A 14,739-nucleotide genomic window follows, 5' to 3' on the forward strand; every position below is an offset into this window, starting at 1 on the left:
AATGACATTTATTAATACGCCATTATGAAATCACTGATAATTGCCTTCGCTGCTGCACTGGTAAGCATTACGGGCTTTGCACAAACCAACCCAACTCAGATAATAGAAGATTTCAAGCCTTCTGTTTTAAATCAGCCCGGACAGGAATATCCACAGGTCAATTCACAAGGCTATGCCCGTTTCAAAATAATTGCTCCTCATGCAGATAGTGTAAGCGTTAGCCTGGGGCTTGGCGGCAGAGGCGGAACGCGCCTCAAACAAATGCCCGACTCTTCCTGGATGGGTACTACAGAAGGCCCCATGGATGAAGGCTTTCATTATTATGACATAAAGATCGATGGCGGAAAATTCAATGATCCGGGCGCTTTGAACTATTACGGTTCTGTTCGTTGGGAAAGCGGGATAGAAATCCCTGCTCATGACCAGGATTTCTATTCACTGAAAAATGTGCCGCACGGAAATGTGGTACAGGTTCTCTTCCCTTCTCCCAGCACCAATACGTCGCGCAGGGCCTTTGTATATACACCGCCGGGATACGATGGCAAATCAAAAAAGAATTATCCCGTATTGTACCTCCAGCATGGATGGGGCGAGGATGAAACTGCCTGGAGTAACCAGGGGCGCGCAAACCTGATTATGGACAATATGATCGCTGAAGGAAAAATCGAAGCATTCATAATTGTAATGACGTATGGCATGACCAACGATGTCAAATTTGGAGGGATCAGAAGTTTTAAAATAGAGCCATTTCAAACAGTACTTATTGATGAGTTGATCCCCTATATCGACGCAAACTTTCGCACTATTGCCAAATCTTCACATCGTGCAATGGCCGGCCTTTCCATGGGAGGCATGGAAACGCACACTATCACACTCAATAAACCGGATGTATTTTCTTACTACGCATTACTGAGCGGCGGCATCTACACACCTGCTGAAATTAAAGACAAATCAAAAGTGAAACTGATATTCCTGAGTTGTGGAAGCAAAGAACGCCCGGATGGTGTTAAGAATGCAGCCCTTGCCCTTAAGGAAGCAGGCTTTAATGCAGTATCCTATGTTTCTGAAAATACAGCACATGAGTTCCTGACCTGGCGACGCAGCCTGCGTGAACTGGCGCCACTGTTATTTAAATGATAGCGCAGGCACTCTGTTATCATCTCATTTTCACTCTCAGCAAATATTTTGTTGCAGTGAGATAAACTGTTTTACCATCCGGAGTCAAGGCACAGTTGGCGACGATCGATCCATTTATTTTTATTTTGCCGATCAGTGTTCCTGTTTTGGTGAATATCCAGATGCCACCCGGCCCTGTTGCAAATACATTTCCCTGGCTATCTATCTTCAAACCATCACATCCGCCGGATTCCTTTTCATTGCTTGCATCATAAAAGATGCGTTCGTTGATTAGTGAGCCATCTTGAGCAATGGTATAAGCATACCATCTTTTATTCCGATTGCCTGAATTGGATACCAGTAGCGTATTGCCGTCTGGAAAAACGGCAATACCATTGGGGGCTTCTATCGAATCAATGAGAAGCGTGACCCTCCCTGTTCTATCCAACTTATATACACCCTGATAAGTTATTTCCCTTCCCGGATCCTTTGGGCCTTTTTCCAGACCATACCACGGATCAGTAAAATACAAATCACCATTTGCTGCAAAACACAGATCATTCGGGCTGTTGAATCTTTTTCCATTGTACTGGTCGGCTACCGTACTGAACTTCCCTTGCGGGTCATTGAGTGGTGCATCCATCATAACAATCCTTCTGTCGCCATGCTGACAAATCATCAATTTTCCATCATTGGAAATGATCAATCCATTAGGTCCCATAAATCCGCCGCGTTTTACAGAATCAGTATAGCCCGCCTGTGGCAGGTAAAGTTCCTTACCAACTGCTGCTGTCCATTTGTAGATGGTATTGCCTGGCACATCGGAAAATAAAAGCATCTGGTCTTTCTCCACCCACACCGGGCCTTCAGTAAACTGAAATCCTTCTGCTAAGACTTCAACCTTTGCCTCTTTATTGATCAGCTTGTATAATTCAGGAGAGATAAAGTCGATAGTGCCAGAAACTGCTTTATTTTCCTGTGCATAGACTGAGTAAAACAGGAAAATCAACAAATGGAGAATCGTTATTTTTTTCATACCCCATGTTTGAAAATTATCAAAATCGGGATGAGCTTAATCGCTCAATAGTGCGCTACTCAAAAAACGGTACGCCGGGATGTGCATATTTCTTTAAGCCTTCCAGGTTCAAGTCAACGCCAATGCCTGGTTTATCTGATACTGCAAGAAATCCTTTTTCGATAAAAGGTTTATCATACGTAACAATATCTTTCCATTTTTGCTCTGTATCGAACTGACTTTGCCATTCGAGGATATGGAAATTAGGTACGGCAGCACAAACATGCGCCGCTGCCATGGCTCCAAGGAAAGAGCCAACCATATGCGGCGAAAATGGTACATAATAGGCATTCGCCAGGCTTGCTATTCTTTGCCCCTCGCCAAGTCCTCCACATTTTTGAAGATCGGGCATGATGATATCTACGGCTCCTTCTGACAATAAGCGGGTGAAACCATAGGTGAGATAAAAATTCTCTCCCCCACAAATGGGAGTGCTGGTTTCTTGTGTGATTGTTTTATAAACATCCACGTTATCGGCGGGAACAGGTTCTTCCAACCACATCAGGTTTAGCGGCTCCATCACTTTCGCCACCTTTCTTCCTGTTGGCGCATCATAGCGTCCGTGCATATCACAACAGATATCGATATGCGGACCTACTTCTTTTCGAACAGCGGCGATTGAATTGTACATCCTTTCTATTTCAGCAAGACTTGCAGTCCAGTTCCACCTGTCATATTTGTTGGGGTCGTTAACTTCGTCAAGATCAAATTTTATGGCAGTATAGCCTTTGTCAACTGCGGTCCGTGCAACTTTCGCAAACTCCTCCGGTTTGGGATTACGAACGGAATACAACTGCGTGTCGCAGTAAACTCTTATGTTATCACGAAATTTCCCGCCCAATAACTGATAAACGGGCAGGCCTAATGCCTTTCCGCACAAATCCCAAAGTGCAGCATCAAAAGCACTCAATACTGCTATGTACATGCCGGATTGTCCCCCTCCAAAAAAGGCGCCTTTCCGGAATTGTTCAAAGATCAGGTTGGGATTCAAAGGGCTCCTTCCAATTAGTTGCCTTCCCAGCCTTTGCACCAAATGATAAGTACCACCCACAGCATCCACTCCTTCACCATATCCCACAATATCCTGATTGGTAGAGATCTTAATAAACAGCCCGCCACCGGAATAACCACATTTCACATCGGTGATCTTCAGATCAGAAGGAGCTGATGATCCGGGTGTTTTATCAATTGCTTCTGTAAGTCCATTTCCGAAAGAGGACAATGCTGCAAAGGGCGTGATAGCCGCTGTTGCCGCAGCCTTTGCTATAAATGATCTTCTTGATTTTGACATTGTAATAATTTATAGGTATTAAGAGTTTAATGAAGCCTCAAACATTTCTACCATGTCCTTTCCTTTAGAAATTCCTGGATCTGTTCTTTTCCAACGGGTAATTCATTAATATGATCATTGAGCCATTTTGAAAAATCCTTTTCAATTTCATCCGACCAGCGTGTATCAATTTGCCCTGCGGTGTATTTCCCTTCTTTCAATCGCTGATGACCAAACAGATCTCTCAATCGTACAATTTCAGAAGTGGTAACAACACGCTCAGCTAATTGCGGCGGAATAAATACCACTACGCCAAGTTTCCCCAACACCACATCACCCGGCATTACAGTAACTGTACGGATACGGGTAGGCTTATTGATACCAACAATCATAGTAGTCAGATCCCTGTTTGGCCCTGTTCCCGGATTATGGTAGGATGGATCATAACTGGAATAAAAAGAAGTGAACCCGCCAATCTCTTTCAATCCTTCCACATCTCTCAATGCGCCGTCATATACAATTCCATTTCCCGTTTTTGCATAGATAGCATTGCCCACATTATCACCAATGGTTGGTCCGTTTCTCTTTGCACCAAATTGATCAGCTACATATACATCGCCTTTTTGCAATATTTCCACACCCCAGACATTTTGTGCTCTTCTTCCTTCTTTCTTACCCAACGAATCAATTGCTTTCCAAACATCCGGGCGGCCAGGCATAAACGTTACTGTTACTGCCCGTCCTACCAATACACTATCAGGATTGATCAGTTGCCAGCCCTCTGCGATCTGGTACCGGTAGCCGGCATTGCTCATGGTGGCCCATGCCTCTTCCACACTGACCGATCTCATTCTTCGAATAATATCGTCCGGAACTTTTGGCCGCCCGTCAGGAAATCTTTCACCCTTCCACTCCTGAGTAAGGGTGATCAATTCGTCTTTGCTTATCTGTACCTGCTGACTGAATGATTGCAGGCTGGTGCTGACAGCTATCGAAAAGAGAAATAAATATTTGATCATAGTAATAAGTTTTTATCAGGACAATTCTTTTTCAGTTGTTCCATCCTGAGGAGAGCGGTTGTGCCACCAGCTTGCCAGGGATGAGCCGGTTACGTTCATCATCGTTCCAAATATTACAGATGCTAATCCTACAGTTGCTAATTTACCCATGCCCCTCGCAAGTGCAGAAGCAAGACCGGCATTTTGCATACCTACTTCCAGCGCAATGGTGCGACAATCTTTTTCGGGGAATTTGAAGAAACGGGCAGACCAGTAACCTAAAAAATACCCTGAGATATTATGAATGAATGTAGCAACAATCAGTAGTCCCCCGATCTTCAGCAGATTATCCCGCCCCGCAGCAGTAATAACCAGTAGCACCAGGGCGATCCCTACCATTGATATGACTGGCATTATCTTATCAATCCATTTCACTTTTCCCCGCACCAAATAATGAAATGCAAGCCCTGCTGCAATAGGTATGATCACGATTTTTGTAATTTCCCATACCATCGCCCATAGATCGATCTCAACATATCTTCCACCGAGCAATTTCATTAGCAACGGAGTTAAGAATGGCGCCAGCAAGGTTGATATGGTGGTAACGGAAACAGACAATGCAAGATTTGCCCTGGCCAGATAGCACATTACGTTGGAAGCAAGTCCGCTTGGACAACAACCTATCAAAATAATGCCTGCTGCTATTTCATTCGGAAAACTAAACAAATGAGCCACTGCAAATCCGACCAATGGCATGATGATGTAATGACATGCGGTACCTATAAATACGCCCTTAGGCATGCGCATGACCTGTGCAAAATCTTTCAGGCTTAATTCGGTCCCCATTCCAAACATGATCACCTGTAAAAGAACCGGAATGAAGAAAGAAGCATTCCTTCCACCCACAGAGATAAAATGTTGCGGATAGTACATGGCAATGGTAGCCACGGCAAAGATCACAATGCTATACCAATAGCCTCTGAAGAGCCGGCTCCCGCGGAATGCCAGGGCGATACTTACAAAAAACAAAGCCAGCAAAACTCCTGCCCAATTATGATAATGATGTAATGTAGTATACACAAAGGCCAGCAGGAAAAGCAAAGCAGCGGTATAACAAAAATTATAAACCGATTTATTCAAGACTGCCATAGATAAGGTTAATTTGAGGTTTATTGCAGGCTTACGACATTCTCAAAATCAGGCTTCAACCTTGTGCTTAGCGTTTCAAAAATTTCAAAATGCTTCATATAAACGCCGTGAATATTCTTTTTGGGGAAATATTGCTCTGTCAGCACAATGCTTCTTGCTGCTTCATCCAGATCTTTAAAGATCCCCATCTCTGTAGCACTTAGTAAATATGCGCCTGCACCCACACTATAATTATGCTGGCTGATACTTACCGGTTTATTGAAAACATCAGCAATGATCTGCGCACAGAGGGGAATGGAGGCGAAGCTTCCATTGATGGATAAGCTTTTGATAGTGCTATGCTCTTCGAGTATCTTACCGATGCTGTATATTTCAAACAAGATCCCTTCAATAACAGCCCTTACAAAATGATTACGCTCATGTTTGATATTGATCCCAAAAAAAACGCCTCTGGCATTGGCATCCCAGATAGGCGCTCTTTCTCCCAGGAGATAAGGAAGGAAAAGTAATCCGTCAGCGCCAGCTTCCACCTTCGCTGCAACCGAAATAAGATCTTCGATAGTATGTTCCAGGTCAAATGGATTTTTAAAATCGCCGAATTGTTTGGCAAACCATTCGAAAATGATCCCACCACTATTGGTAGGACCGCCGGATACATAACAATTTTCAGTGAGCAGGTAATTGAAAAAACGTTGCTGTTTATCATTCAATACTTTTTGTCCGATAACCCTTACCGCACCACTGTCTTCAATGGTAATGGTAGCCTTTTGTCCACCCCAGACACCGGCCCCGAGGGTGGCAAGGCATCCATCACTGGAACCTACAATGAGTTGGGTGGCTGCAGTGAGTCCCAGGGAATTCTGATAAGCTTTTTTCAATTTTCCACAAGAAGTAAAAATTGGTACCGGATCAGCAAGCATCCCCTTATTGATCCCTGCATAGGCCAATGCTTCTTCCTCCCATTCAATAGTATGGATATTCAATAATCCTGTTGCCGAAGCGAGGCTGTAATCAATCAGGTATTCACCCGTCAGCTGCTGGATGATATAGGTTTTCAGTTGGATAAACTTACTCGTGTTGCTGAATCTTTCCTTATCATTATTCTTAAGCCAGGCGATTTTGAATAATGGAGACATAGGATGCATAGGAGTTCCGGTGGCAGTATAAATACTGTTGCAGGCGGGAGAATTTTTCAATTGCTGCACTTCTTTCTGGGCCCGGTTATCTGCCCAGGTTATCGCATTGCCCAAAGGGATCCCACTTTTGTCGATGGCCAGCACACTATGCATAGACGCACTGAAACATATACTGAGCACCTGAGTCCTGGAGGGATGTATATATTCATTCAGAAGGTTTTTCAAAACATACAGCAATGTGATAAAGATCTGCTCCGGATCCTGCTCACTGAAATCGGGCTGGGAATGAAAAGTTGGGTAGGATCCTTTCATGGAAGCAATTGTTTTTCCTGAAAGATCAAATGCAACTACTCTTACAGCATTTGTTCCGATCTCGATGGTGATGATGCATTTTTTTGTGGAAGGCATGGCAAACAGTTTAAATATTGTTTTTCCGGAACTGGCTGGGTGTAAGTCCGGTAAGTTTTTTAAATGTGGTGGCAAAATGCTGTGAAGAATAAAACCCGGTATCGAGGGCTATATCAGTAACCTGCACTGAAGGCTTCTTCAATAACCGTATAGCTTCCGAGATCCTGATATTGATCAGGTAATTCATGGGGGAAAATCCTGTGAATTTTTTCACTTTATCACTGAAGGCCGTTGTGCCCAAACCCACCAGGGCAGCCATTTCTTCTACCGTCCAGTGATGGGATAGATCTTTCCTCAGCGTTTCTTCCAGTTTTAAAAAAGTTTGGGGGAAATCCCGTTGCAGATTTTGTTGCTGTGAAAACTTTCTCGTTAGCAGGATCAATAGTTCATCCAGTAGCTGATTGACCCTGGTAACATAACCGATCTCCTGGTTGAATAATTCATTTCGCAGGGAAGAAAAGATTGAACCTGCGTCGGGTATCCTGGTAAGCACAGGCGTGGAATCCAGGAATAATATCTTCTTAACAGAAACCAGTTCCTGCGACGAGATCTGGCTCCATCCGTCAGGGGATTGCTTGTTTGTTTTTTCCGGCAGGGGTAACTGGAGATGCAACCAGTACAATGATCCTATATCCAGGTAGCCTTTTTCTGCGCACAGATGCTGGCCGGGTAATATAACTCCAAGATCGTTAGGATAAAGCGTATATGATTTGTTGTTGATAACCCAATCAAACTTGCCTTCAAGTATATAATAGATGCGCAGGTAACTTGAACAGGCATCAGTAAACGAATTCAGATTAATTGAATTATTTTTCTTTTGCGCAAATTCAAGAATATGCACAAAAGGCTCCAGCTCAGGGGAATGATCATTTCGTAATAGAAATTGACTCATCAGCAATCGTTGGCTATTAAATATACACTCATCGGGTAATAAATATCAGCCAAATCAGCAAGCATTTTGTACAAAATCCAACATCGGAGAATTTTGGAAGTTTTTGAGGCGCTTATGTAACAATATTGTAATGCCAAAGCCTCGTTTTAGGCTCCTTTATTTACGAAACAACTTGCTTTTATGAAGAAAAAAACCTTACCGGCATTCCCGCCAGGCGCTCCCCGCTTAATATATCTTTTTTTACTCTTGTTTTTGATCACAGCAGGTGCCAATGCACAGACTGTGACGGGAAAAGTATTGGATAATGAAAACAAGCCTGTTGACGGAGCTACCATTACAGTAAAAGGCACATCGAAAGTTACGTCAACAAATGCATCAGGAAGCTTTACCATTAATGCCGGAACCAATGATATTCTCGTGGTAACCTATGTGGGATTTGCCACGCTGGAAGTGCCGGTAAGCGGCAGAAACAACATTGCTGTGAGTTTGTTCAAGGGTGATGGCTCGGATCTTAACGAAGTAATAGTAACCGCTCTTGGTGTCAGAAAAGCATCTAAAAAACTTGGTTACTCAACCACAAGTGTCAGCCCCGATGAATTGGTTAAGAACAGGACTGCCAACCTCGGTGAATCTCTGGAAGGAAGAGTGGCGGGCCTCAATATTACTCCACCGGCTGCAGGTGCAGGAGCCAGTAACCAAATACGCATTCGTGGACAAGTAGGTTTTGCCGGAGCAGATAACTCACCCCTCCTGGTTATTAACGGACTTCCAATTGATCAGGGAGCCAGATTTGCAGAAGGCCGCGATCAGCCACGTGACCGCGGAGATAATCTTGCAAATATCAATCCGGATGATATCGAAAGCATGACCGTATTGAAAGGCGCTGCTGCAGCAGCGATCTACGGTTCAAGAGCAGCCCGCGGAGCGATCATTATCACTACCAAGTCCGGTCAGAAAAATCAGGGGATCGGAGTTGACTTTACTTCCAGTTATACTACTTCCCAGGCGTTGAATTTCATGGATGAGATCGTTCAAACTGAATATGGACAAGGACAGGGAGGCAACAAGTTTACTACTGCTGCGCAGATCCAGGGCAATGGTCAGTTTGGTTGGGGCGCGAAATTGGATGGTGAGCCTGCCATCAATTATGATGGAGTTACAAGACCTTATTCAGCCTATCCTCACCAGCTTTTTGACTTCCTGCAAACGGGAACAAATCTGACCAATACACTGGGCTTATCGGGTGGCGGGCCCAATGGAAGTTTCAGGGCATCCATCTCAACTACAAATTCAAAAGGTATTGTACCCTCCAACGAATATAAGAGGAGGATCTTCAACGTGGGCATCAATCAAACCATAGCTGAAAAACTCAAGCTGCTGTTGAACATCAACTACGCAGATGAAGATTATATAAATCCACCACAAATAGGCACACAGGGCGATGGCGCTGTAAATTTCTTTAACAGGATGCCTATTTCTACTCCGATCGAAGCTTACAGAGAACACGCAAAGGATCCTGCTACAGGAGCCGAGTGGAAAACCAGCGGCTTCCAGGGCACAGTTAATAACCCCTACTTTGCCTTGCAAAACGGCCAGACATATAAAGAAGACAGGAACCGTCTGCTCGGAACAGCTACATTACGTTATGATATTAAAGACTGGCTCTATATACAAGGCAGGTTCAACTATGATCGTGGTGATAATTTCGCCGAGTGGAATACACTGAATGGCACAGGAGCCAATACTATTATTGCTACCAGCACACCCACTATTACATACAGGGGTAGTTACAATTTAAATCATACTACTACAACTGATATTAATGCTGATTTCCTGCTTGGTACCAGCAATCAGTTCGGAAAATTCTCTGTTGAAGCCAGCTTCGGTGGAAATACGTTGAGATCGGAATGGAAGAATATAGTGCAGACTTCCACCAATTTTACTGTTCCTGATCTTTACTCATACAGAAATGGCACAGTAAAGGGAGTAAACGATGGCTTTAACTATAGCCAGCAACGTGTCAACTCACTTTATGGCACAGCCGAAATCGGATATAACAATCTTTTATACATCAGTGGAACAGGAAGGAATGATTGGTTTTCTATTTTGGACCCCAGTAAAAACAGCAAATTTTATTCATCCGTATCCGGAAGTTTTGTGTTCTCTGAACTATTGAAGAATCAGCAATGGCTTTCATACGGAAAACTCAGAGCTTCCTGGGCGCAGGTAGGTAGTGTTGCCTTAGTAAACCCTTATGACGGCGCACTGATCTATGCGCTTGGTGCAAATTTATTCAATGGCCAGACTACGGCAAGCATTAATGGAACTGCCGCCCCTAATCCATATTTGCAGCCATTTACAGTAACAGAAAAAGAAATAGGTCTTGAAACGAGATTGTTTAAAAACAAGTTATTACTGGACATTGCTGTATTTGATAAAGTAACCACCGATCAAATAATAGATGTCAACCTTTCCGGTGCATCCGGATATCTTACTTCAAAACAAAATGCAGCCTCATTAAAGAACAGTGGACTGGAAACCCTGGTTGAATTAAAAGCTGTACAAAAAAAGGATTTCAGCTGGACTACCTCCTGGAATAATGCCTGGCTCAAAACAAAAGTTTTGGATGCAGGCAATCCCAGCGGAACCATCCTGCTACTTTATTTTAATGGCACAGGTAATGAGTTTCTCGGCGAGATCAGGTATACAGAAGGCTTAGCCATGAATCAGCTGTATACAAAAACATATAAGAGAAACGACAAAGGCGAGATCCTCGTAAGTGGCGCTGGTGCTACAATTGGTCGCCCACTGGCATCAACTACAAATCCACCGGGCATTACTCCTGGTTTTCAACCGGTAGGAAGTTCCATCCCTAAATTCACCGGCGGATGGAATAACAATTTCACCTATAAGAACCTGAGTGTTGGAATACATATTGACTATAAATTTGGAGGCACCGTATTATCTTCTACACTGCTGAACATGACAAGACAGGGACTCAGCAAAATGTCATTACAGGGTCGCGAAAATGGTTATGTTTTCCCCGGTATTGATGAAGTCACCGGCACTGCCAATACCAATGTGATTACTGTTGCGAATAACGGCTTGCAGAATTTCTGGACAGACTACAGAAACAACCAGATAGGTGATCCTTTTACATTCAAATCTGATTTCATAAAGCTTAGAAACATTTCTTTGGCATACAATTTTTCAAACCTTATCAAGAAGGTAGATGTACTAAAATTCGTCAAGGGTTTATCATTGTCAGCCTCCTGCCGGAATGTGGCAATTCTCTACAAAGACTTGCCTGGTCTCGACCCCGAAGCCATTCAGTCTTCCGGAGACATCAGAGCGGGTTATGAAAATTCTTCATTACCCACTACACGTAATTACAATCTAACCTTAAATGTCAAATTCTAACGATATGCTGAAAATAATAAATCGACTGGTCCTTCTCAGCTGCTTCGCTTCTCTTGCAGCATGCGACAAGGATTTCGAAAAAATAAACAAGAACCCTTATGGGGTAATATCTATTGATCCTGCCCTCCTGTTTGCAGGAGCTCAACGAAATCATATCGGAACCTGGAATGCAGAACATATCATTGTCCAGCAATTTATTGTTCCTTACAATACAGGGGCGAATGCCGGTTTTAGTTTCTATGTGGATATTGACGGGAATAGCTTAACCAAATGGGATCAATCATATGCCAACGCAGGCAATGCCACCCTGACTAATGGAAACGCGCCGCCAGTCAAAAACCTTACCCAGGCATTGAATCTGCTGGGCCCCAATACTCCCCGTATCAATCTACAGAGCATAATCCGGATCTGGAAAGCACAGCTCTTCATGGGCCTGGTGGATAACTATGGAGATGTTCCTTACTCAGAAGCAGGTAAAGCAGTCTCAGACGGCAAGTTCTTTCCCAAATATGATGATGATGCAGCCATCTATGATGATCTGTATAAAGAACTCAAAGAATCGATAGCTGCATTAAATCCCAGTGGAGAATTTGTTTCTGCTGATCTTTTTTATGGCGCCAATGCGCAGCCATCTACCAAAACTTCCAATGCAGCAGATCATGTGGCAAAATGGAAAAAATTAGGTAACTCTTTATTGTTACGATTGGGAATGCGTTATTCCAAACTCAATCCAACAAAAGCTGCGGACATTGTAGCGGAAGCTTTTGCCGGCGGCGTAATGACTTCGAACGCAGACAATGCCTTCGTCAAAAATGATGGAACTGTGTTTGCCCAGCAGGATAATCTTGCATTGCGTAATTTCTCTCAGTTTCACTATGCGGCAGAGCCTTTTGTTAATCAATTAAAATCAACCTCCGATCCGCGTGCCAGGTTCATGATAGCGCAATATGCCGATCCGGGCGCTATTGCCAGTAATCTTACGCCCGATATTACATTAGCCAATCAATATGGTGTTCCCATTGGTGTTACCAGCGACCAGATCTTAGCGCCCGGCAGTCCTTACCGCGGCGCCCGGGGATCGGGTCTCAATTATTCCCAGTTCAACGTAAATATTATTGCTGCACCCGGTGTCCCTGAATTTTGGGTCACTTATGCACAAACATCTTTATTGCTGGCAGAAGCAGCCAAGAGAGGATGGATTGCAGGTGGTGATGCGCAGGCCAAAATATATTACGATAATGCGATCACTGCAGATATGGAGGCATATTCATTATACACAGGCACCACGCCAATTTCAGCCGGAGAAATAGCCGCCTACCTGACACATCCAAATGTGATTTACACACCTGCAAATGCGCTTAACCTCATCAACACCCAATACTGGATCGTCAATATCAGGAACGGAACTGAAGCCTTTGCCAACTTTAGAAGGACCGGCTTACCGGCTTTAACTCCCAATCCTGTTCCTGGTGCGCTTGGCAGTGTCGGATTTGCAAGAAGGCTTTCGTATCCTGATTTGGAAGCTTCCGCAAACACCGCCAATTATAATGAAGCGGCTGCAGCTATCGGTGGCGATAAATTAAGCTCAAGAGTATTTTGGGATACTCCTTGATGAATAACCGAAACAGGAAAGCATTGTAAATAAAAGAAAGAACACTCATGATAGCAGGTCAGCAAATTATCGGGTTTGATTATTCAGCAGAGGGAAGCGAAACCTTTTATTCATACAATCCTGCGGAACAGCATAACACAAATTACCTTTTTCACAAGGCCACCACGGGAGAAATAAACCTGGCGGTCCAAAAGGCTGCTGCGGCATTTCAGGTATATAGAAAAAACAGTGGTGCCGAAAAAGCTCATTTCTTAAATGTTCTGGCAGAAGACCTGTTGTATACAGGAGATGAGCTCATAAAGGTTTGCAACGAAGAAACCGGCCTGCCTCCCGTCAGAATTGAAGGAGAAAGGATGCGAACGGTTAACCAGATAAAAATGTTCGCAACATTATTATCAGAGGGGTCCTGGGTGGATGCAAGAATTGATACAGGGAATCCGGAAAGAACACCGTTGCCAAAACCAGATTTACGATTCATGCATATTCCTATCGGACCGGTAGTGGTTTTTGGAGCAAGCAACTTCCCTTTGGCTTTTTCAGTTGCCGGAGGAGATACCATTTCTGCATTTGCAGCAGGTTGCTCTGTAGTGGTGAAAGCGCATCCTGCCCATCCTGCCACTTCAGCTATCATCGGAAAACTGGTACAAACTGCTGCGAAAAAAACCAATATGCCTGATGGTCTTTTTTCTTTGCTCTTCGATGATGGTATTGATGTGGGCATTCAACTGGTAAAACATCCACTAGTAAAAGCGGTCGGGTTCACCGGCTCATACAAAGCCGGTAAAGCGCTGTTTGATATTGCCGTCAGCAGGCCTGAACCAATTCCCGTATATGCAGAGATGGGGAGCACAAATCCTGTTTTTATTTTACCTGACGCAGCAAAAGAACGTGGACAGGAAATAGCTGCTGCCTATGCAGCATCAGTAACAATGGGCATCGGGCAATTTTGTACCAACCCCGGATTGATGATCTTTCAAAACCAGGACAATAATTTCCTGCAGCTCCTCAAAACTGCATTTGAAAAAACGACCGGCGGCGTAATGCTCACGCCAAACATATTAGACTCCTATAACTCAGGTGTGCACCAACACCTCACAACTGAAGGTGTTGAACAACTGGCTATTTCCGGAACGTCTGCCGTTGATGTTGCAAACCTGGCCGTACCAGTATTACTGAAGACGAGTGGTAAGGTATTAGATAATAATCCTGCATTAAGCGAAGAGATCTTTGGCCCGACCGGAATGGTAGTGTCGGCCAGCTCGAAAAAAGAAATGCTCGCCATAGCTGAGAACCTTTCAGGTCATCTGACTGCTACTGTTCATGGTACAGAAGACGAGTTGATCGGGTACAGGCAATTGCTGGAGGTATTAGAGCAGAAGGCAGGACGGGTAGTTATCAATGGCTTTCCTACCGGTGTGGAAGTGGGCAATGCGATGGTGCATGGCGGACCATTTCCTTCCACTACAGACAGCAGAACAACATCTGTTGGTACAGCCGCCATTTACCGTTTTACAAGACCTGTCTGCTACCAGAATATGCCACAGCAGTTATTGCCGCCAGCATTACGAGATAAAAATGTCTTGAATATCTACCGCTTGATAAATGGAGATTGGTCAACTAAAGACATTGCCCGGATGACTTAAATGAATCCATAAAAAATAAT

Annotated in this window: 10 protein-coding genes; 4 read left to right on the forward strand and 6 right to left on the reverse strand. The window is 44.0% G+C overall.

Annotation, left to right across the window (positions count from 1 at the left end; all coding sequences use genetic code 11):
• The first annotated feature begins 24 nt into the window (after nucleotides 1-24).
• Nucleotides 25-1,137 carry an alpha/beta hydrolase-fold protein gene (locus FSB84_RS27185; RefSeq protein ID WP_130544124.1) on the forward strand — a complete coding sequence of 371 codons (1,113 nt, stop codon included), beginning with the start codon at nucleotides 25-27 and terminating at the stop codon, nucleotides 1,135-1,137.
• A gap of 19 nt (nucleotides 1,138-1,156) precedes the next feature.
• Here FSB84_RS27185 and FSB84_RS27190 read toward each other — a convergent pair whose 3' ends face one another.
• Genes FSB84_RS27190 through FSB84_RS27215 form a run of 6 tightly spaced genes read right to left on the reverse strand, consistent with a single transcriptional unit; the run spans nucleotide 1,157 to nucleotide 8,044 of the window.
• Nucleotides 1,157-2,152: an SMP-30/gluconolactonase/LRE family protein gene (locus FSB84_RS27190; protein WP_130544125.1), complete on the reverse strand. Its 996-nt coding sequence runs from the start codon at nucleotides 2,150-2,152 to the stop codon at nucleotides 1,157-1,159.
• Between the two features lie 55 nt (nucleotides 2,153-2,207).
• Nucleotides 2,208-3,482 (reverse strand): mandelate racemase/muconate lactonizing enzyme family protein, encoded by a 1,275-nt coding sequence (locus FSB84_RS27195; RefSeq protein WP_130544126.1) that lies wholly within the window; start codon nucleotides 3,480-3,482, stop codon nucleotides 2,208-2,210.
• A gap of 47 nt (nucleotides 3,483-3,529) precedes the next feature.
• On the reverse strand, nucleotides 3,530-4,480 hold the full coding sequence (locus FSB84_RS27200) for an RraA family protein (protein WP_130544127.1): 951 nt from the start codon (nucleotides 4,478-4,480) through the stop codon (nucleotides 3,530-3,532).
• Nucleotides 4,481-4,495: 15 nt separating this feature from the next.
• Complete coding sequence (locus FSB84_RS27205) at nucleotides 4,496-5,608, reverse strand: bile acid:sodium symporter family protein (protein ID WP_130544128.1); 1,113 nt, start codon at nucleotides 5,606-5,608, stop codon at nucleotides 4,496-4,498.
• A 20-nt stretch (nucleotides 5,609-5,628) separates the two neighbouring features.
• Nucleotides 5,629-7,152, reverse strand: a complete 1,524-nt coding sequence (locus tag FSB84_RS27210) for a gluconokinase (RefSeq protein ID WP_130544129.1) — start codon at nucleotides 7,150-7,152, stop codon at nucleotides 5,629-5,631.
• Nucleotides 7,153-7,162: 10 nt separating this feature from the next.
• Nucleotides 7,163-8,044 carry a helix-turn-helix domain-containing protein gene (locus tag FSB84_RS27215; protein ID WP_130544130.1) on the reverse strand — a complete coding sequence of 294 codons (882 nt, stop codon included), beginning with the start codon at nucleotides 8,042-8,044 and terminating at the stop codon, nucleotides 7,163-7,165.
• Nucleotides 8,045-8,224: 180 nt separating this feature from the next.
• Here FSB84_RS27215 and FSB84_RS27220 point away from each other — a divergent pair, with 180 nt between their 5' ends.
• Genes FSB84_RS27220 through FSB84_RS27230 form a run of 3 tightly spaced genes read left to right on the forward strand, consistent with a single transcriptional unit; the run spans nucleotide 8,225 to nucleotide 14,719 of the window.
• A complete protein-coding gene (locus FSB84_RS27220) occupies nucleotides 8,225-11,464 on the forward strand; it encodes a SusC/RagA family TonB-linked outer membrane protein (protein ID WP_130544131.1) in 3,240 nt (1,079 codons plus the stop codon).
• 4 nt (nucleotides 11,465-11,468) lie between these two features.
• Nucleotides 11,469-13,076: a SusD/RagB family nutrient-binding outer membrane lipoprotein gene (locus FSB84_RS27225; RefSeq protein ID WP_130544132.1), complete on the forward strand. Its 1,608-nt coding sequence runs from the start codon at nucleotides 11,469-11,471 to the stop codon at nucleotides 13,074-13,076.
• A 47-nt stretch (nucleotides 13,077-13,123) separates the two neighbouring features.
• On the forward strand, nucleotides 13,124-14,719 hold the full coding sequence (locus tag FSB84_RS27230) for an aldehyde dehydrogenase (NADP(+)) (protein WP_130544133.1): 1,596 nt from the start codon (nucleotides 13,124-13,126) through the stop codon (nucleotides 14,717-14,719).
• Nucleotides 14,720-14,739: the final 20 nt, after the last annotated feature.

This window comes from Pseudobacter ginsenosidimutans (assembly GCF_007970185.1).
GTDB lineage: Bacteria > Bacteroidota > Bacteroidia > Chitinophagales > Chitinophagaceae > Pseudobacter > Pseudobacter ginsenosidimutans.

What these genes read in the sequence shown, in the direction of transcription:
- FSB84_RS27185 (WP_130544124.1), top strand. Translation starts at nt 25, where the DNA reads ATGAAATCACTGATAATTGCCTTCGCTGCTGCACTGGTAAGCATTACG.
- FSB84_RS27200 (WP_130544127.1), bottom strand. Translation starts at nt 4,480, where the DNA reads ATGATCAAATATTTATTTCTCTTTTCGATAGCTGTCAGCACCAGCCTG.
- FSB84_RS27220 (WP_130544131.1), top strand. Translation starts at nt 8,225, where the DNA reads ATGAAGAAAAAAACCTTACCGGCATTCCCGCCAGGCGCTCCCCGCTTA.
- FSB84_RS27215 (WP_130544130.1), bottom strand. Translation starts at nt 8,044, where the DNA reads ATGAGTCAATTTCTATTACGAAATGATCATTCCCCTGAGCTGGAGCCT.
- FSB84_RS27205 (WP_130544128.1), bottom strand. Translation starts at nt 5,608, where the DNA reads ATGGCAGTCTTGAATAAATCGGTTTATAATTTTTGTTATACCGCTGCT.
- FSB84_RS27195 (WP_130544126.1), bottom strand. Translation starts at nt 3,482, where the DNA reads ATGTCAAAATCAAGAAGATCATTTATAGCAAAGGCTGCGGCAACAGCG.
- FSB84_RS27210 (WP_130544129.1), bottom strand. Translation starts at nt 7,152, where the DNA reads ATGCCTTCCACAAAAAAATGCATCATCACCATCGAGATCGGAACAAAT.
- FSB84_RS27190 (WP_130544125.1), bottom strand. Translation starts at nt 2,152, where the DNA reads ATGAAAAAAATAACGATTCTCCATTTGTTGATTTTCCTGTTTTACTCA.
- FSB84_RS27230 (WP_130544133.1), top strand. Translation starts at nt 13,124, where the DNA reads ATGATAGCAGGTCAGCAAATTATCGGGTTTGATTATTCAGCAGAGGGA.
- FSB84_RS27225 (WP_130544132.1), top strand. Translation starts at nt 11,469, where the DNA reads ATGCTGAAAATAATAAATCGACTGGTCCTTCTCAGCTGCTTCGCTTCT.